The 15,731-nt window shown below is 66.6% G+C and carries 14 protein-coding genes; 8 read left to right on the forward strand and 6 right to left on the reverse strand.

All coding sequences use genetic code 11. The features are described from left to right. Nucleotides 1-161: 161 nt before the first annotated feature. From WV31_RS20090 to WV31_RS20125, 8 genes are all read left to right on the forward strand, one after another. The gene (locus WV31_RS20090) at nucleotides 162-1,415 is read left to right on the forward strand and encodes an ABC transporter substrate-binding protein (protein ID WP_085375200.1); all 1,254 of its coding nucleotides are present in this window, start codon (nucleotides 162-164) and stop codon (nucleotides 1,413-1,415) included. Nucleotides 1,416-1,473: 58 nt separating this feature from the next. Then, nucleotides 1,474-2,325: a branched-chain amino acid ABC transporter permease gene (locus WV31_RS20095; protein ID WP_237051394.1), complete on the forward strand. Its 852-nt coding sequence runs from the start codon at nucleotides 1,474-1,476 to the stop codon at nucleotides 2,323-2,325. Beyond that, complete coding sequence (locus WV31_RS20100) at nucleotides 2,322-3,311, forward strand: branched-chain amino acid ABC transporter permease (RefSeq protein WP_085375202.1); 990 nt, start codon at nucleotides 2,322-2,324, stop codon at nucleotides 3,309-3,311. Before WV31_RS20095 ends, WV31_RS20100 begins: the two co-directional genes overlap by 4 nt. Beyond that, nucleotides 3,308-4,060, forward strand: coding sequence for an ABC transporter ATP-binding protein (locus tag WV31_RS20105; RefSeq protein WP_085375203.1), 753 nt, complete (start codon nucleotides 3,308-3,310; stop codon nucleotides 4,058-4,060). The genes WV31_RS20100 and WV31_RS20105 overlap by 4 nt, the downstream gene beginning before the upstream one ends. After that, the gene (locus WV31_RS20110; RefSeq protein WP_085375701.1) at nucleotides 4,060-4,764 is read left to right on the forward strand and encodes an ABC transporter ATP-binding protein; all 705 of its coding nucleotides are present in this window, start codon (nucleotides 4,060-4,062) and stop codon (nucleotides 4,762-4,764) included. The genes WV31_RS20105 and WV31_RS20110 overlap by 1 nt, the downstream gene beginning before the upstream one ends. Before the next feature lie 49 nt (nucleotides 4,765-4,813). Then, on the forward strand, nucleotides 4,814-6,652 hold the full coding sequence (locus WV31_RS20115) for a feruloyl-CoA synthase (RefSeq protein WP_085375204.1): 1,839 nt from the start codon (nucleotides 4,814-4,816) through the stop codon (nucleotides 6,650-6,652). Between the two features lie 144 nt (nucleotides 6,653-6,796). Continuing rightward, on the forward strand, nucleotides 6,797-8,461 hold the full coding sequence (locus WV31_RS20120; protein WP_085375205.1) for an acyl-CoA dehydrogenase: 1,665 nt from the start codon (nucleotides 6,797-6,799) through the stop codon (nucleotides 8,459-8,461). 224 nt (nucleotides 8,462-8,685) lie between these two features. After that, nucleotides 8,686-8,961 (forward strand): HU family DNA-binding protein, encoded by a 276-nt coding sequence (locus tag WV31_RS20125; protein ID WP_008614941.1) that lies wholly within the window; start codon nucleotides 8,686-8,688, stop codon nucleotides 8,959-8,961. Nucleotides 8,962-9,151: 190 nt separating this feature from the next. On the opposite strand, the gene WV31_RS20130 is transcribed toward WV31_RS20125, so the two are convergent. From WV31_RS20130 to paaX, 6 genes are all read right to left on the reverse strand, one after another. Continuing rightward, complete coding sequence (locus WV31_RS20130; RefSeq protein ID WP_085375206.1) at nucleotides 9,152-10,195, reverse strand: XdhC family protein; 1,044 nt, start codon at nucleotides 10,193-10,195, stop codon at nucleotides 9,152-9,154. Nucleotides 10,196-10,199: 4 nt separating this feature from the next. Next, complete coding sequence (gene hcrB, locus WV31_RS20135; RefSeq protein ID WP_085375207.1) at nucleotides 10,200-11,174, reverse strand: 4-hydroxybenzoyl-CoA reductase subunit beta; 975 nt, start codon at nucleotides 11,172-11,174, stop codon at nucleotides 10,200-10,202. Then, nucleotides 11,171-13,480: a 4-hydroxybenzoyl-CoA reductase subunit alpha gene (hcrA, locus tag WV31_RS20140; RefSeq protein ID WP_085375208.1), complete on the reverse strand. Its 2,310-nt coding sequence runs from the start codon at nucleotides 13,478-13,480 to the stop codon at nucleotides 11,171-11,173. Before hcrA ends, hcrB begins: the two co-directional genes overlap by 4 nt. Next, nucleotides 13,477-13,965, reverse strand: a complete 489-nt coding sequence (hcrC, locus tag WV31_RS20145) for a 4-hydroxybenzoyl-CoA reductase subunit gamma (RefSeq protein ID WP_085375209.1) — start codon at nucleotides 13,963-13,965, stop codon at nucleotides 13,477-13,479. The genes hcrA and hcrC overlap by 4 nt, the downstream gene beginning before the upstream one ends. A gap of 37 nt (nucleotides 13,966-14,002) precedes the next feature. Further along, complete coding sequence (locus WV31_RS20150; protein ID WP_085375210.1) at nucleotides 14,003-14,470, reverse strand: MarR family winged helix-turn-helix transcriptional regulator; 468 nt, start codon at nucleotides 14,468-14,470, stop codon at nucleotides 14,003-14,005. Nucleotides 14,471-14,683: 213 nt separating this feature from the next. Beyond that, nucleotides 14,684-15,616, reverse strand: coding sequence for a phenylacetic acid degradation operon negative regulatory protein PaaX (gene paaX, locus WV31_RS20155; RefSeq protein WP_085375211.1), 933 nt, complete (start codon nucleotides 15,614-15,616; stop codon nucleotides 14,684-14,686). Nucleotides 15,617-15,731 lie beyond the last annotated feature (115 nt).

Raw genomic sequence — 15,731 nt, forward strand, 5'->3', positions numbered from 1 at the left:
CGCCCGCATCCAAACCGGACTCGAATATATTGTTGTGCAGCACAACAGTTTTTATGCCCAACAATACCCTTGACGAACGCCGAGGACTGCCTCACAGTCGTATCCATCAAAGTCGCCAAAGAGCGACCCAGGAGGCTTTCGAACGCGAAAGGGACGTCCCAATGTCTGACAACACCACGAGTCTGTCCGCGTCACGGACCATTACCCGCCGCCAGTTCACCACGGCCGCGGCGGCCGGTGCCTTGGTCACTTCCACCGGGTTGCCCTTGCGCTCGGCGCGGGCGGCCACTCCGCTCAAGCTGGGCGTGCTGCTGCCCCGCTCGGGCCATCTGGCCCTGATCGGCCAGGCCTGCCAGCGCGGCGCCGAAATCGGCCTGCCCATGCTGAAGGACATGGGCTATTCGGTCGAGCTGATGAACGCCGACACCGAGTCCAATCCGGATGTGGGCCGCACCCAGGCGGAAAAGCTGATCCGCGAAGGCGCCAACATGCTGATGGGCTGCTTCGATTCCGCCACCACGCTGGCGGTGGCCGGCGTGGCCGAGGCCAAGGGCATTCCCTTCGTGGTCAACATCGCCTCCGAGCCCAAGCTGACCGAGCAGGGCTTCAAGTACGTGTTCCGCAACTTCCCCTCCGCCGGCATGCTGGGCAAGGGCGGGCTGCTCCTTTACAAGGACATCTTCGCGGCCACCGGCGTGACGCCCAAGACCGCCGTGCTGCTGCACATCAACGACAGCTTCGGCATGGCCATGCTGGGCGGCATCAACGCCCTGATGCCCAAGCTGGACATGCCGTTCCAGATCGTCGAGACCATCGCCTACGACCCCAAGGCCCGCGACCTCTCCATCGAGGTGTCCAAGGCCAAGGCGGCCAAGGCCGATTTCATCATGACGGTGACCCGGCTCAACGACGCCATCCTGCTGGTGCGCGAAATGGTCAAGCAGCAGGTGGAGACCATGGGCATCATCAGCCCCGGCGCTCCCGGCATGTACGACAAGCAGTTCTTCAAGGCGCTGGGCAAGTACGCCGAATACTGCACCACCAACGTGCCGTGGTTCGATCCCAAGCAGGAGATGGCCAAGCAGCTGGAAAAGACCTTCGAGAAGGCCTTCCCCGACGAAAGCTGCGACCTGAACGTCGGCTTCACCTTCGAGGCCGTGCTGATCGCCGCCGATGCCCACAAGCGGGCCGGCAGCAATGATCCGCAGGCCCTGACCGAGGCGTTGCGCGCCACCAATCTGTCCAAGCGCGTCATGCTGGGCGGAGCGATCAAGTTCGAGGCCAACGGCCAGAACATGAACCTGATCTCGGCGGCGGTGCAGAACCTGGGCGGCAAGCCGACGGTGACCCTGCCGGCGGCCTCGGCCGAAGCCAAGCCCATCTTCCCCATGCCGCCCTTCAAGGGTCGCACCTAAAGCAAGCCGCGGTATCGGCAATGTTTGGCGGGGAGCCAGGATGGACGCCACCTTCTTAATGAACGTGATCAGCGCCGGTCTTTTGACCGGCCTGGTCTACGGCCTGATGGCCCTTGGGCTGTCGGTCATCTTCGGCGTCATGCGCGTGGTCAATTTTGCCCATGGCGACATGATGGTGGTGGCGATGTATGCCGCCTTCCTGCTCTTCACCAAGCTGGGGATCGCTCCGGTCCCCGCTCTTCCGCTGGTAGCCGGCGGCCTGTTCGTCGTCGGCTACCTGCTGCAGCGCTTCCTGATCAACCACTTCCTCGACGTCACCGAGCACATCCAGTTCCTGCTGCTGCTCTCGGTGGCCATGATCATCACCAACGTGGTCCTCATGGCGTTCGGCCCCGACGCCCGCAACATCCAGCTGGACGCCAGCTTCGAAAGCTACAGCCTTGGGGGTCTGGTGCTGGACAAGGTGCGCGTCATCGCCGCCTTCACCGCCGGCGGCGTGGCGGCCTTGCTGTGGGCCTTCTTCCGCTTCACCACCACAGGCACCGCCATCCGCGCCTGCGCCGACAATCCGGTGGGGGCCCGGGTGGTGGGCCTGGACGTTGAAAAGCTCTACGCCATCACCTTCGGTATCGGCACCGCCTGCGTGGGCGCCGCCGGCTGCCTGCTGCTGCTGCTGGTGGACGTGCATCCGCACCTGTCGTCGGACTACACCCTGCTGGGCTTCATCATCGTCATCCTGGGCGGCCTCGGCAGCCTGGGCGGCGCCCTGCTGGGCGGCATCCTGGTGGGCCTGTCGGAAGCGCTGTCGGGCGTGCTGATCGCACCCTCCTTGAAAAGCATGTTCAGCTTCGGCCTGCTGATCCTGGTCCTGCTGCTGCGCCCGCAAGGCATCCTGGGGAAGAAGCCATGAGCGCCCTGTTCCGTGACCGCCGCGCGGTCCTGCTTCTCGGCCTGCTGGCGATTTTGGCCGTGGCCCCCCTGGCGGCGGGCGACTATCTGCTGTCCATCCTGATCACCGTGCTGCTCCAGGCCTATCTCGGCATGAGCTGGAACGTGATGATGGGCTTCGCCGGCCAGTTTTCGCTGGGCCATGCCCTTTACGTGGGCCTGGGGGCCTATGCCGGCGGCGCCCTGTTCGTCCATTACGGCACGCCGCCGTGGATCGGCGCCCTGGCGGGTATGGCGGTCTCGGCGGCCGCCGGCGCGGTGATCGGCACGCTGGGCTTCCGCTTCAAGGTGATGGGCGTCTATTTCGCCCTGCTGACCATCGCCTTCGCCGAGTTCACCCGCGTTCTGTTCGATCACTGGGGCTGGGTGGGCGCCTCGTCGGGCCTGTTCCTGCCGCCCGCCCCCAACAACAGCCCCGACAACCTGTGGCTGCTGCGTGGGTCCACCACCATGTTCTATTACGTGGCCTTAGGGATGACGGTGGCGGCCTTCTGGTTCAGCCGCGCGCTTCTCATGCGCCGCATCGGCTTTTACTGGCAGGCCATCCGCGAGGATCAGGACGCCGCCGACGCGCTGGGCATCGACGTCTTCAAGAACAAGATGATCGCCGTGCTGATCTCGGCGGCCATGACCAGCCTGGGCGGCGTGTTCCTGGCCTTCTTCAACAACAATCTCTACCCGGAAAGCATCTTCTCCATGCATCGCTCCATCGAGCTGATGCTGGGCACCATCATCGGCGGCATCGGCACCCTGTTCGGGCCGATCCTGGGCGCCGTTGTGCTGACCGCGCTGGGCGAGCTGCTGACCGAGCTGGGCGCCCATATCGGCATCGACGGCGTCAAGCAGATCGCCTACGGCATCTGTCTGATGCTGATCCTGGTCTTGAAGCCGGGCGGGCTGTGGCCATGGCTGCGCAAGGCGCTTCGCCTGGAGGGAGACGGACGATGAACGCCCCTACTCCCATGCTGCCCCCGCCGATGCTGTCCGTCGAGAACCTGGGCAAGAGCTTCCGGGGCCTGCGCGCCGTCAACGCCGTGACCTTCGACGTGCCCCGGGGCGACATCGTCGCCCTGATCGGCCCCAACGGGGCGGGCAAGACCACCACCTTCAACCTGATCGCCGGCGCACTGCCGCCCAGCGACGGCCGTGTGGTGCTGGACGGGGACGACGTCACCGGCCTGGGCCAGGCGGCCATCTGCCGCGCAGGCGTCGGGCGCACCTTCCAGATCGTCAAGCCCTTCGCCGGCCTGACGGTGGAGGAGAACGTCATGGTGGGCGCACTGCGCCACGACAACGGCGATGTGGAAAAAGCCCGGGCGGCGTCCAGGGCCATCCTCGATCTGCTGGAACTGGGCGACCGGGCCCGTGACCCGGCCCAGACCCTGACCCTGCCCGACCGCAAGCGCCTGGAAGTGGCCAAGGCCCTGGCGACGCGGCCCAAGCTGCTGCTGCTCGACGAGGTGATGGCGGGCCTGCGCCCGGTGGAATGCGACCGCATGGTGGCCATCCTCACCGGCCTCAACAAGGAGACGGGCCTCACCATCCTGCTGATCGAGCACGTCATGCGCGCCGTGATGGCGCTGTCCGACCACGTGGTGGTGCTGCACCACGGCGAGAAGATCGCCGAGGGCACGCCGGCCGAAGTCACCAGCCATCCCAAGGTGCTGGAATGCTATCTGGGTGAGGATCACGGATGATGCTGGAAGTCAGGGATCTCGACCTGTTCTACGGCGACGCCCAGGCGCTCGACGGCGTATCCCTCGACGTGGCCGAGGGCGAAGTGGTGGCCATCATCGGCGCCAACGGCGCCGGCAAGACCTCGCTGATCCGCGCCATCGCCGGCATGAAGAAGCCGGCGCGCGGCACCATCTCCTTCGACGGCCACGACATCACCGGACGGGTAAGCTCGGTGATCTGCGACTTAGGCGTCGCCCAGGTGGCCGAGGGCCGCCAGATATTCCCAAGCATGAGCGTGCGCGAGAACCTGGAAATGGGCGCAGTGCTGCCGCGCGCCAGGGCCAAGCGCAAGGAAACGCTGGAACGCTGCTACGAGATGTTCCCCAAGCTCCTGGTCCGCTCGGATCAGGCGGCCGGCACGCTGTCGGGCGGCGAGCAGCAGATGCTGGCCATCGGCCGCTGCCTGATGGGCCAGCCCCGCCTGATGATGTTCGACGAGCCGTCGCTGGGCCTGGCGCCCGCCGTGGTCGGCGAGATGTTCAAGATCATCAAGACCCTGCATGACGAGGGCATGACGGTGATCCTGGTGGAGCAGAACGTGTCGGCCTCGCTGAAGCTGGCCGACCGGGGCTATGTGCTGGAAAACGGCCGGGTGGTGCTGTCGGGCACCGGAGCCGGCTTGCTCAACGACGACGGCGTCCGGCAGGCCTATCTGGGCCTGTAACGGACGATAAGAAAAAGCGGTCCGCTGAAGACGGCGAGGGAGGTTCATCATGAATTCGGTTGCCTGGGCACCCATCAATTTCGCGCCCGCGCGGGTGGAAGTGGAAAAGCTGGAAGACGGCGCCTTCATCATCCGCTCGCCCGACAGCCTGAAGCCCTATTCGCGCTGCCTGGGCGATCTGCTGGTCCATTGGGCCGAGCGCATCCCCGACCGCACCTTCCTGGCCCAGCGCGCCGGCGACGGCTGGCGCAAGGTGACCTGGGGCGAGGCGCTGAAGATGGTCGAAGCCATCGCCCAGTCGCTGCTGGACCGCGGCCTGAACAAGAACCGGCCGGTGATGATCCTGTCGGACAATTCCATCGACCACGCGCTGCTGGCCCTGGCCGCCATGCATGTGGGCGTGCCGGTGGCTCCCATCTCGCCGGCCTATTCCCTGATCTCGCAGGATCATTCCAAGCTGCGCTACATCGCCGACCTGCTGAAGCCCGGCCTGGTCTACGCCGCCGATGGCGCCAGGTTCGCCGACGCCCTGGTGATCCCTGAGCTGGCCCGCGTCGAGGTGGTCACCAGCGTCAACCCCATCGCCTGCGGCGTCACCTTCGATTCCCTGCTGGGCGCCACACCCGGCCCCGACGTCGAGAACGCCTTCGCCAATGTGCGCCCCGCCACGGTGGCCAAGATCCTGTTCACCTCGGGCTCCACCGACATGCCCAAGGGGGTGATCAACACCCAGAAGATGCTGTGCTCCAACCAGCAGGCCATCCGCCAGGCCTGGCCCTTCCTGCTGGAAAGCCATCCGGTGCTGGTGGACTGGCTGCCGTGGAACCACACCTTCGGCGGCAACCACAACTTCAACATGGTGCTGCGCCATGGCGGCACCCTTTATATCGACGAGGGCAAGCCCATGCCGGGGCTGGTGGAGAAGACCGCCGCCAACCTGAAGGAAGTCTCCCCCACCTTGTACTTCAACGTGCCGCGCGGCTTCGACATGCTGATCCCGCTGCTGGAGAAGGACGAGGAGCTGCGCAACAGCTTCTTCAAGAACCTGAAGATCATCTTCTATGCCGGCGCCGCCCTGCCCCAGAACCTGTGGGAGAAGATGGAGCAGCTGTCCATCCGCACGCTCGGCCACAAGGTGCGCATGGTGTCGTCGTGGGGGGCCACCGAGACCTCGCCCATGATCACCACCGTGCATTTCGACATTCCGCGCGCCGGCATCATCGGCCTGCCGGCGCCCGGCTGCGAGATCAAGATGATCCCCAACGGCGGCAAGCTGGAAATGCGGGTCAAGGGTCCCAACGTCACGCCGGGCTACTTCAAGCGCGACGACCTGACGCGCAAGGCCTTCGACGAGGACGGCTGGTACGTCATCGGCGACGCCGGCAAGCTGGCCGACCCCGACGATCCGTCCAAGGGCATCGTCTTCGACGGCCGCGTCGCCGAGGATTTCAAGCTGATGTCGGGCACCTGGGTGCATGTGGGGGCGCTGCGCCTGTCGGTGATCGACGCCGCCGCGCCGGTGCTGCAGGACGCGGTGGTCACCGGCCACGACCGCGAGGATGTGGGCCTGCTGGGCTTCGCCAGCCAGCCCGGCTGTCTGCGCCTGTGCCCCGACGCCGCCCCCGACACGCCCCTGAAGGAGCTGATCAAGCGTCCGGAGGTCAGGGAGAAGATGCGCGCCGCCATGGTCGCCCTGGCCGCCGAGGGCAAGGGCAGCTCGCACCGCATCGCCCGCGCCATCCTGATGGATGTTCCGCCCTCCATCGACGCCAACGAGATCACCGACAAGGGCTACATCAACCAGCGGGCCGTGCTGACCAACCGCGCCCAGCTGGTGGAGAAGCTCTACGCCCCGGGCGACGATCCCGACGTGATCCGCATGGGTTGAGGCGACCGACAAACGTCATCCCGACGACCACCGGGAGGAGGGATCCCGTTCTGGCCCGGCTTTGCCGATTCGGCACCGACCGGGCAAACGGAGATCCCTCGCCTTCGCTCGGGATGACAGGTGAACTGAGCCAGGGACAAGACCATGATCGATTACCGCACTCCCCTTAGCGACCTGCTGTTCGCCCTGCGCCATGGGGCCGGGGCCGCCCGCCTGCCCCATTGGGACGACGAGACCGCCGAGACCGTGCTGACCCACGCGGCCTCCATGGTGGACGGGATCATCGCGCCGCTCGACCCGCTGGGCGATATCGAGGGCACCCGGCTGGTGGACGGAAGGGTGGTGATGCCCAAGCCCTTCGTCGATGCCTACCGCCAGTTCGCCGGCGACGGCTGGCAGGGCCTGGCGGTGCCCGAGGAGGACGGCGGCCAGGGCCTGCCCCACATCCTGGCCTCGGCCCTGTCCGAGATGCTGTCGGGGGCCTGCATCACCTACCAGATGGTGCTGTCGCTGGCCCACGGCGCCATGCGCACCCTGGCCGCCAGCGGCTCGCCCGAGCAGCGGGCCATCTGGATTCCCCGCCTTGCCGCCGGCGAGTATCTCGCCACCATGTGCCTGACCGAGCCCCAGGCGGGCTCGGACTTGGGGCTGGTGCGCACCATGGCCACCCCCCAGGCCGACGGCTCGTGGAGCATTTCCGGCGGCAAGATCTTCATCTCGGGCGGCGACCAGAACCTCACCGAGGGCCGCATCATGCATCTGGTGCTGGCCCGTACCCCCGACGCGCCGCCCGGCGTCAAGGGATTGTCCCTGTTCCTCGCCTCCTCCCTGCGGGAGGACGGCTCGCGCAACGCCATTTCGGTGGTGCGCCTGGAGGAAAAGATGGGCATGCACGCCTCGCCCACCTGCCAGGTGGCCTTCGATGGTGCCCGGGCCGAGATCATCGGCGCGCCGGGCGAAGGCCTGGCCCGCATGTTCACCATGATGAACGCCGAGCGCCTGGACGTGGCGGTCCAGGGCGTCGGTCTGGCCGAGGTGGCGCTGCAGCGCTCGCTGGCCTACGCCAACGAACGCAAACAGGGCCGCGCCGGTAAGGAATCAGGTCCCGACGTCATCGCCAGGCATGGTGACGTGCGGCGCATGCTGCTGGCCCAGATGGCGCTGGCCATGGGCTGCCGCGCCATGGTGATGCGCACCCTGGTGGACCTGGAACTGGGCGACAAGCCCGCCCTGATGGAGCTGATGACCCCGGTTTGCAAGGCCTTCGCCACCGAAGCCGCCATGGAAGCCGCCGACCACGCCATCCAGGTGCATGGGGGCTACGGCTTCCTGCGCGAATACCGGGTCGAGCAGATCCTGCGCGACGGCCGCATCACCCGCATCTACGAAGGCACCAATGGCATCCAGGCCGCCACCGTCGCCGGTCGGGTGATCCGCCTGGACAATGGCAAGGCCCTGGCCGAGTTCAAGACCGAGGTGGAGACCGCCATGGGGACCGCCTCCCCCGCCTTCGCAACCGCCCTGGGCCAGGCGCTGGCCGCCTGGGACGAAGCCGGGGCCGCCATGGCCGCCCGCAAGGATATCGGGCTGACCGCCACCTCCTATCTGCGCCTCACCGGTCTGGTGGCTTTCGGCGCCGCCTGGGCACGGCTGGAAGCGGCCGCCGGGCATGCCGCCAACCCGGAGCGCATCCGCGCCGTGGCGGAATTCGTGCGCGACTGGATGCTGCCCGAAACCCGGCATCTGGCGAACTTATGCAAAAATTCGGCCGAGCTCGGGTCTTTACCCGATGAGGTATTCATCGCTTGATGATTCCTGGGGAAAACCCCCAGCGATTCGGGACAGGACCGTTGTATTGTTGCGGAAAACCCGACACATTGCTTAACTCCCCGCTGGTCGGAAGCCAGCCTGTGACAAGGCTTCCAGCCTGGGGTTCGGGTTTAGGCCTAAGCGGCGTCCTTGCAACAGAGTTGTTGACGTCCGCAACGGTCGTGTCATTTTCAACCGGTCACGACAATTCCATTGGGGGTCTCATGAACAAGCAGGATCTGGTGAACAAGGTTGCCGAGCTCAGCGGTCTGTCCAAGGCTGCCGCCGACAACGTGATCGACGCCACCTTCGCCGCCATCACCTCGGCGCTCAAGGCCGGCGACGATGTCCGCCTGGTCGGTTTCGGTTCCTTCTCGGTGACTCAGCGCGCCGCCAAGGAAGGCCGCAATCCCCGCACCGGCGCCACCATCAAGATCGCGGCCTCCAAGGCCCCGAAGTTCACCGCCGGCAAGGGCCTGAAGGACGCCGTCAACGGCTAAATCCTTCGCCTTCAAGGGTGAAAATGCCAAGGCCCCCGGAGACATCCGGGGGCCTTCTGGTTTTTGGATATCCACTCACTCGTCTGTCATTCCGAGCGCAAACGAGGAATCTCCGCCTGGAATGGCTATTCCGAAAGGGAAAAGTCGCTCCAGAAGGAGATCCTTCGCTGCGCTCAGGATGACACGCCGTTCAGCCCCGGATCCGCAGGGGCTTGCCCCTTCGCGCCGCGATCAGCTCGGCCAGGATCGACACCGCGATCTCGGCCGGGGTGCGGGCGCCGATGTCGAAGCCCACCGGGGCGGCCATGCGCTTCAAGGCCGGTCCCAGGTCTTCCAGGCGCTGGCAGCGCTTGGCGTGGGTGCGCGTGCTGCCCAGCGCCCCGATATAGAAGGCATCCGAGCCCAGCGCCGCCCGCAGCGCCGCGTCGTCCAGGCGCGGCACGTGGGTCAGGCTGACCACCGCCGTGCGGCGGTCCATGGTGATATCGGCCAGCACCTCGTCGGGTTCGCCGCAGATGAGCGTGGTGCCGGGGAAGCGGACCTCGTCGGCGAAGGCCCGGCGGGGATCGACCACGGTGACGGCGAAGCCCGCCTGGCGCGCCATGCCGGCCAGGATCTGGCTGATATGGACGGCGCCGCCGATGATCAGGGTCCAAGGCGCCTCGTGGCTGCGCACGAAGATCTCGTCCGCCACCACGCCGCAGGTCCCTTGGCCCAGATGCATCTGGGCGGCCACCAGCCGGGTCTCGTCCAGGGCGAGCGAACCGCTCACCCCATCGTCGCCGACCAGGGCCTGCGCCCCGGTGGCGAGATCGAGGACCAGGGCGGTGGGCTGGCGCGAAGCCTGGCTCCGCACCGCCCGGTCCAGCAGGTCGCGCTCGGGGTTGAACACCGCCACCCGGATGTTGCCGCCGCAGGGCAGGCCAACCTGCCACGCCGTCTCGTCCTCGACGCCGAAGGCCAGTTGCCGGGGAGCTTCTCCCGGCTCCAGCTCGCGCGCCTCGGAGATGACGGCGGATTCGACGCAGCCGCCCGATACCGAACCGGCGAAGGTGCCCTCGGCGTCCACCGCCATGTAGGAGCCGATGGAACGGGGTGCCGAGCCCCAGGTGGCCATGACCACGGCCATGACCACCCTTTTGCCCTCGTCCATCCATTTCAGCGCGGTGGCGAGCACCTCGCAGTCGTCGGCCGCCATGTCGGCGGGATCGCACTTGATGGCGTCGTGGCACATGGGGCTACTTCCCGTTCCAGAGGTCGTCCACCTGCTTGCGGGCCACCGCCAGCAGGACGCGGCGGCGGTACTTCACCCCGGCCACCGTGGTCTTCAGCACGTTGGAGACCTTGCGCACCGCCTGGGTCAGGGCCTCGGCGGTCTCATCGTTCCACGGGCGGCCCCACAGGGCGTCGGTGGGGATGGTCAGCGGCGCCGAATTGGTGCCGGTGATGGCGACGCGCAGGCCGGCGATGGCGTTGCCGTCCCGTTTCAAGGCCACCGCCACCCCGGCCAGGGGAAAATCGATGGCGTCGCGCACGCGGACCTTGGAATAGGCGGCGGTCCAGCCGGTGGCCGGCGGCACCAGCACGGCGGCCAGAACCTCGCCCGCGTCCAGGGCCAGATGCTCGGCCCCGCTTTCCTTGAACAGGTCGGCCAGCGCGATCTGGCGCAGGCCCTTAGGGCCAACGATCTCGGCCGAGGCGTTCAGCACCATCAGGGCCGGGGCGACGTCGCCGTGATAGGTGGCGTAGCAGCGGTCGGACTTGACCACCACGTGACACTTGTCGCCCTCGTATTTGAGGCAGAAGCCGTTGCCGGACCGCCACCACTCGGACTGGTTATAGAACACGCAGCGGGTGTCCTGGCACAGATTGCCGCCGAGCGTCGCTGCGGCGCGATGGCTGGGCCCGGCCACCAGCGAGGCGGCATGGGCCACCGCCGGCCAGGACGCCAGGATGCGCCCGTCCTCGGCGATGGCTTCCAGCGTCGCGCCGGCGCCGATGCGCAGGGCTCCGTCGGCGCCCACCGAAATGGTGCCGAAGCCGTTGATGCCGGTAAGGTCCACCAGGGTCTCGGGCTTGCCCAGGCCCCGGCGCAGGTTGGGCAGCAGATCGGTGCCGCCGGCCAGGGGCTCGGCCCCCGGAGCGGCCAAGGCGGCGACGGCGTCGGACAGCGAGGCGGGCCGCAAAGTGCGGAAATCGGGGAGGATGTTCATTCTGCGGCCTCCTTGGCGTCGAGGAGTTCGGTGATGGTCTCGGGGCTTAACGGGAACTTGGTGGAGCGCACGCCCACCGCCTCGTAGACCGCCTCGTGCACCGCCGGCAGGAAGCTGGCCAGCATGCCCTCGGACGCCTCCTTGGCGCCGAACGGGCCGTTGGGATCGAGGCTTTCGACGATCATCACCTCGATGTCGGGGCTTTCCGCCATGGTCGGCACCCGGTAGTCGAGGATGTTGCCGTGCATCATCTTGCCGTCTTCCCAGCGGGTTTCCTCGCTCAACGCCTGGCCCATGCCCATCCACACGCCGCCCTGGGTCTGGCCCTCGACGGCAAGCGGGTTGAGGGCCTTGCCCACGTCCACGGCCACCCACACCTTATGGGCGGTGACGCGGCCGGTGATCTCGCAGACCGAGGCCTCGACCACTTGCGCCGCGTAGCAGAAGCCCATGGTGGCGCCGATGGCGCTGCCGCGGATCTTCTTGTCGCCCTGGAACTCGGTCGGACAGGTGAAGGTGCCCTTCACCGTGATGGTGCCGGTGTCGATCAGGGCGGCCTTGACCACCTCCTGGAAGGTGAGGCCGGGGTCCTGGCTGCCGGCCACCATGAAGACCTCGTCGATGACCTCGATGTCCTCCTCGCGGGCGTCCAGCTTCTTGGCCGCCGCCTTGACCAGGATGGCCTTCATCTCCTCGGCCGCCGCGATGGAGGCATTGCCCACCATGAAGGTGACGCGCGACGAGTACGAGCCGTTGTCCTTGGGCGTCAGCGCCGAATCGGCCGAGATCACCCGGATGCGGCTCAATCGCACGCCCAGCACCTCGGCCGCCACCTGGGTGGCCATGGTGTTGGAGCCCTGGCCGATATCGGCGGCGCCGGTGAGCAGCGTGATGCCGCCATCGAAGTCGAGCTTGAGATTGACGGTGGCGTGGGGCTCGCCGGTCCAGTGCTTGGGCGTCGAGGTGCCCGACACGAAGTGGGACAGCGCGATGCCGAGCCCCCTGCCCTTGGGCATCTTGCCCTTGCGGCTCGCCCAGCCCGAGGCTTCCTTGACCTTCTCCAGGCATTCCGGCACGCCGTAGCTCATGACGCGCTGGGCATACATGGTGACGTAGGGAATCTGCGGCAGCATGTTGCGCTGACGGATCTCCAGGGAATCGATGCCCAGTTCCTCGCCCATCTCGGTGAGCAGGGCCTCGAAGGCGGCACGGGTGTCCACCGTGCCGTGGCCGCGCATGGCGCCGCAGGGCGGCGTGTTGGTGTAGACGCGCCAGGCGTCGTGCTTGATGGCCGGGATGTGATAGAGCCCGTGCATCAGGGCGCCGGTATAGAGGATGGTGATGATGCCGTAGCCGGCATAGGCGCCGCCCGCCTGGGTGGCCTCCAGGGCCAAAGCGGCGATCTTGCCGTCCTTCTTCAGGCCGATCTTCATCTTCACTTCCGTCCACGGACGGCCGCGATGGGCGATGAAGGTCTCCTCGCGGGTCTGGACCAGCTTGACCGTGCCCTTGGCTTTCCGGGCCAGCAGGCCGGCGATGATCTCGAAATGCAGGCACTCGGTGCGCGCCCCGAAACCGCCGCCCAGGAAGGGCTTGATCACCCGGATGCGGGCCGAGTCCATCTGCAGGCAGGCCGCCACCTTGAGGTGCACGTAGTACGGCACCTGGGTGGTGGTGTTCAGCGTCAGCATGTCGCGGACGGGATCGTACTCGGCGAGCGTGGCGTTCAGTTCCATATGGACGTGGTTGACCTCGGCGAAGGTGTAGACCTTCTCGCGGATCAGGTCGGCCTCATTGAAGGCGGCCTCCACATCGCCGAACTCGGCATGGACCTCGCGCAGCACGTTGTTGGGCTTGTCGTCGTGAATGGCGACGGCGCCGTCCTTCATGGCCGCCTTGGGCGTCATGTAGGCGGGCAGCACCTCGTACTCGACCTTGATGAGATTGATGGCCTTCTCGGCGGTCAGTTCATCGATGGCCGCGACGGCGGCAACGGGGTCGCCGCGATAGCGGACCTTGTCGCGGGCCAGCGGATATTCGTTCTCGGCGATGGGCAGCACGCCGTAGGGGACCGGCGTTTCGGCCCCCGTGCAGACGGCGAAGACGCCGTCCAGCGCCTCGGCCGCCGAGGTGTCGATGGATTTGATGCGGGCATGGGCGACGGGGCTCCTTAAGATTCGCCCCACCAGGGCGCCGGGGGCGGCGATGTCGGCGGTGTACTTGGCCTTGCCGGTCACCTTCTCGACGCCGTCAACCAAGGGGGTGCGGGCACCGACCGTGCCGTTCTTGGGGAATTTCGGGCTCATTGGGCCGCCTCCTGGCATCCGCAGCGGGCCTTGGCCGCACTTTCCACCGATTCGATGATCTTCACATAGCCGGTGCAGCGGCACAGATTGCCGGCCAGAGCCTCCTTGATCTGATCGCGGTTGGGATTGGGATTCTTGCGAAGAAGCGCCTCGGACGCCATCAGCATGCCCGGCGTGCAGAAGCCGCACTGGGTGCCCAGCTTTTCGTGAAAAGCCGCCTGCAGCTTGGAGATGGTACCCTGGGTCGCCAGGCTTTCCACCGTCTCCACCCTTTTGCCCGCCACCTGATGGGCCAGCGTCGAACAGGCCAGCCGGGGCCGGTCGTCCACCAGCACGGTGCAGGCGCCGCACTCGCCGCCGTCGCAGCCCTGCTTGGTCCCGGTGAGGTTGGTCACCTCGCGCAGGTAGTCGAGCAGCAGCATGTTGTCGGGCACCAGATCCTCGCGGGCGCGGCCGTTGAGGGTCAATCTGAGGATGCTTTTCAAGGTCTTCCTCCCTCGGAAGCTTTGGGTCTTTTTGGTGTTAGTAGAGTCGCTTGAGCAAAGAGATCAAAAGGCGCCGGGCGTCGTCGGACAGGCCGGCGGAAAAGTCGCGGTCCTGGCGGGCCACAGCGTCCTCGATGCGGGCCAGGGCCAGCTTGCCCTCGTCCGTCATGCGCAGATGGTAGGAACGGCGGTCGTTGGGCGCGGCGTCGCGGCGGATCAGCCCCTTGTCCTCGAGCGCGTTGACCACCTTGACGATGGAGGAGCGGTCCACCTCCATCACCTCGGCCAGGGCGCTCTGGGTCAGGCCGGAATTGTTGGCGATCACCTGCAGCATGCCGTAAAGGCCGGGCGTGATGCCCTCGGATTGGGTGACGGTCTGGGCAAAATGCTTGAAGGCCGCCACCTGGGCGCGGCGCAGATGGAACCCCAGCTCGTCGGTCATGGGACCGAACGAGGTTCCCGTCCCCTCTTCCAATTGGGCGATCTTGGCCTGGCTACCCGGCATGACAATACCCTCATTCCATTTCCGGGCATTGTTGACCAGGTCAACGACTTTGGCAACAAGATTGTTTACCTAGCAAACATTCTTGACAGGGTATGTCATTCCGAGCGAATGCGAGGAATCTCCGTTTGGAACGCTGGCGCCAATAAGGAAAAGCCGCTCCAGAATGAGATCCCTCACCTGCGCTCGGGATGACACTCTGAACGTCGGAAAGCCTCAGTCGGCCGATTGCAGCCCGCCGAAGCGGGTGTAATAGGCGGGGTGGGCCTCGGGCACCGGGCCTTCGGCGGTTTCCAGCATGCCCATCACATGGGTCTCGGCCGCCGCCTGGACCAGGCGGTAGAGGTTGCGGCACAGTACCCGGGCCGAGGTCCCCGGCCAGTGGGCGGGCAGCAATTCGTCGGGCAGCATGGGGTCGCGCAGCAGGGCGCGGCGATAGCCGTGCATCAGGAGGGTGCGGACCACGAAGCACAGTTCGGGGTTCAGCTCGCCGTTGCCCGACAGGGCCTGCCACAGGGGCCGGAAGGTGTCGAGGAACTCGTTGTAATCGGCGGCCAGACGGTCCAGATCCCAGCAGGTGTGGATCAGGTCGCGCAGCGCCTCGGGCGTCACCCAATCCTCGGCGCTGGCGGTCATCATCACGGCGCGGTCCTGCACGCCGGCCTCGGCCAGGGCCTGGCGGACCGCACTCTTGTCCGGATCGGGATGGACCAGCACGCCGCTGGCCAGTTGGCCGAAACCCAGCCAGCCCAGGTCGCGGCGCAGCGAATCGCGCCGCTCGGAATCCATGCCCTCGATATTGGTCACCGCCAGGGTCCAGTTACCGTCCCAGGGCTTGCCGTTGTAATGATAGATGCGGTTGTGGGCGGCCTCGAAGCGGCGGCGCCCCATCTCGGTCAGGCGGTAATAGCTGCGCCGCCCGATCTGCATGGAGGACAGCCACGCCTCCTTGGACAGGCGGAACACCGAGGTGCGCACGATGCGCTCGTTCAGGCCCAGCGGTTCGACCAGATTGATCACGCTGCCCAGCCAGGCGCTGCCGCCATGGTGCGAGATGGCATCGCCATAGACGGTAATGATCAGCGACTTCGCCTTGGGGCGAAGACGCGCCAGAACCTGTCCTACGATTTCACCCACCCGCCGGTTCATGCCACCCTGCCCGGATTAAAGATAAAGCAGCCCTTCCACGCGGCACATCCTAATGAAGCCGTGTTTTCGGGCAACCACGAATTTCGAGGAACCACCGTAACGATCAATGGACTGG

The organism is Magnetospirillum sp. ME-1, from assembly GCF_002105535.1.
Classification (GTDB): Bacteria; Pseudomonadota; Alphaproteobacteria; order Rhodospirillales; family Magnetospirillaceae; genus Phaeospirillum.

Excerpts from the sequence above, each read along its gene's own strand:
- WV31_RS20090 (WP_085375200.1), top strand. The coding sequence starts at position 162 with ATGTCTGACAACACCACGAGTCTGTCCGCGTCACGGACCATTACCCGC.
- WV31_RS20095 (WP_237051394.1), top strand. The coding sequence starts at position 1,474 with ATGAACGTGATCAGCGCCGGTCTTTTGACCGGCCTGGTCTACGGCCTG.
- WV31_RS20100 (WP_085375202.1), top strand. The coding sequence starts at position 2,322 with ATGAGCGCCCTGTTCCGTGACCGCCGCGCGGTCCTGCTTCTCGGCCTG.
- WV31_RS20105 (WP_085375203.1), top strand. The coding sequence starts at position 3,308 with ATGAACGCCCCTACTCCCATGCTGCCCCCGCCGATGCTGTCCGTCGAG.
- WV31_RS20110 (WP_085375701.1), top strand. The coding sequence starts at position 4,060 with ATGCTGGAAGTCAGGGATCTCGACCTGTTCTACGGCGACGCCCAGGCG.
- WV31_RS20115 (WP_085375204.1), top strand. The coding sequence starts at position 4,814 with ATGAATTCGGTTGCCTGGGCACCCATCAATTTCGCGCCCGCGCGGGTG.
- WV31_RS20120 (WP_085375205.1), top strand. The coding sequence starts at position 6,797 with ATGATCGATTACCGCACTCCCCTTAGCGACCTGCTGTTCGCCCTGCGC.
- WV31_RS20125 (WP_008614941.1), top strand. The coding sequence starts at position 8,686 with ATGAACAAGCAGGATCTGGTGAACAAGGTTGCCGAGCTCAGCGGTCTG.
- WV31_RS20130 (WP_085375206.1), bottom strand. The coding sequence starts at position 10,195 with ATGTGCCACGACGCCATCAAGTGCGATCCCGCCGACATGGCGGCCGAC.
- hcrB (WP_085375207.1), bottom strand. The coding sequence starts at position 11,174 with ATGAACATCCTCCCCGATTTCCGCACTTTGCGGCCCGCCTCGCTGTCC.
- hcrA (WP_085375208.1), bottom strand. The coding sequence starts at position 13,480 with ATGAGCCCGAAATTCCCCAAGAACGGCACGGTCGGTGCCCGCACCCCC.
- WV31_RS20150 (WP_085375210.1), bottom strand. The coding sequence starts at position 14,470 with ATGCCGGGTAGCCAGGCCAAGATCGCCCAATTGGAAGAGGGGACGGGA.
- paaX (WP_085375211.1), bottom strand. The coding sequence starts at position 15,616 with ATGAACCGGCGGGTGGGTGAAATCGTAGGACAGGTTCTGGCGCGTCTT.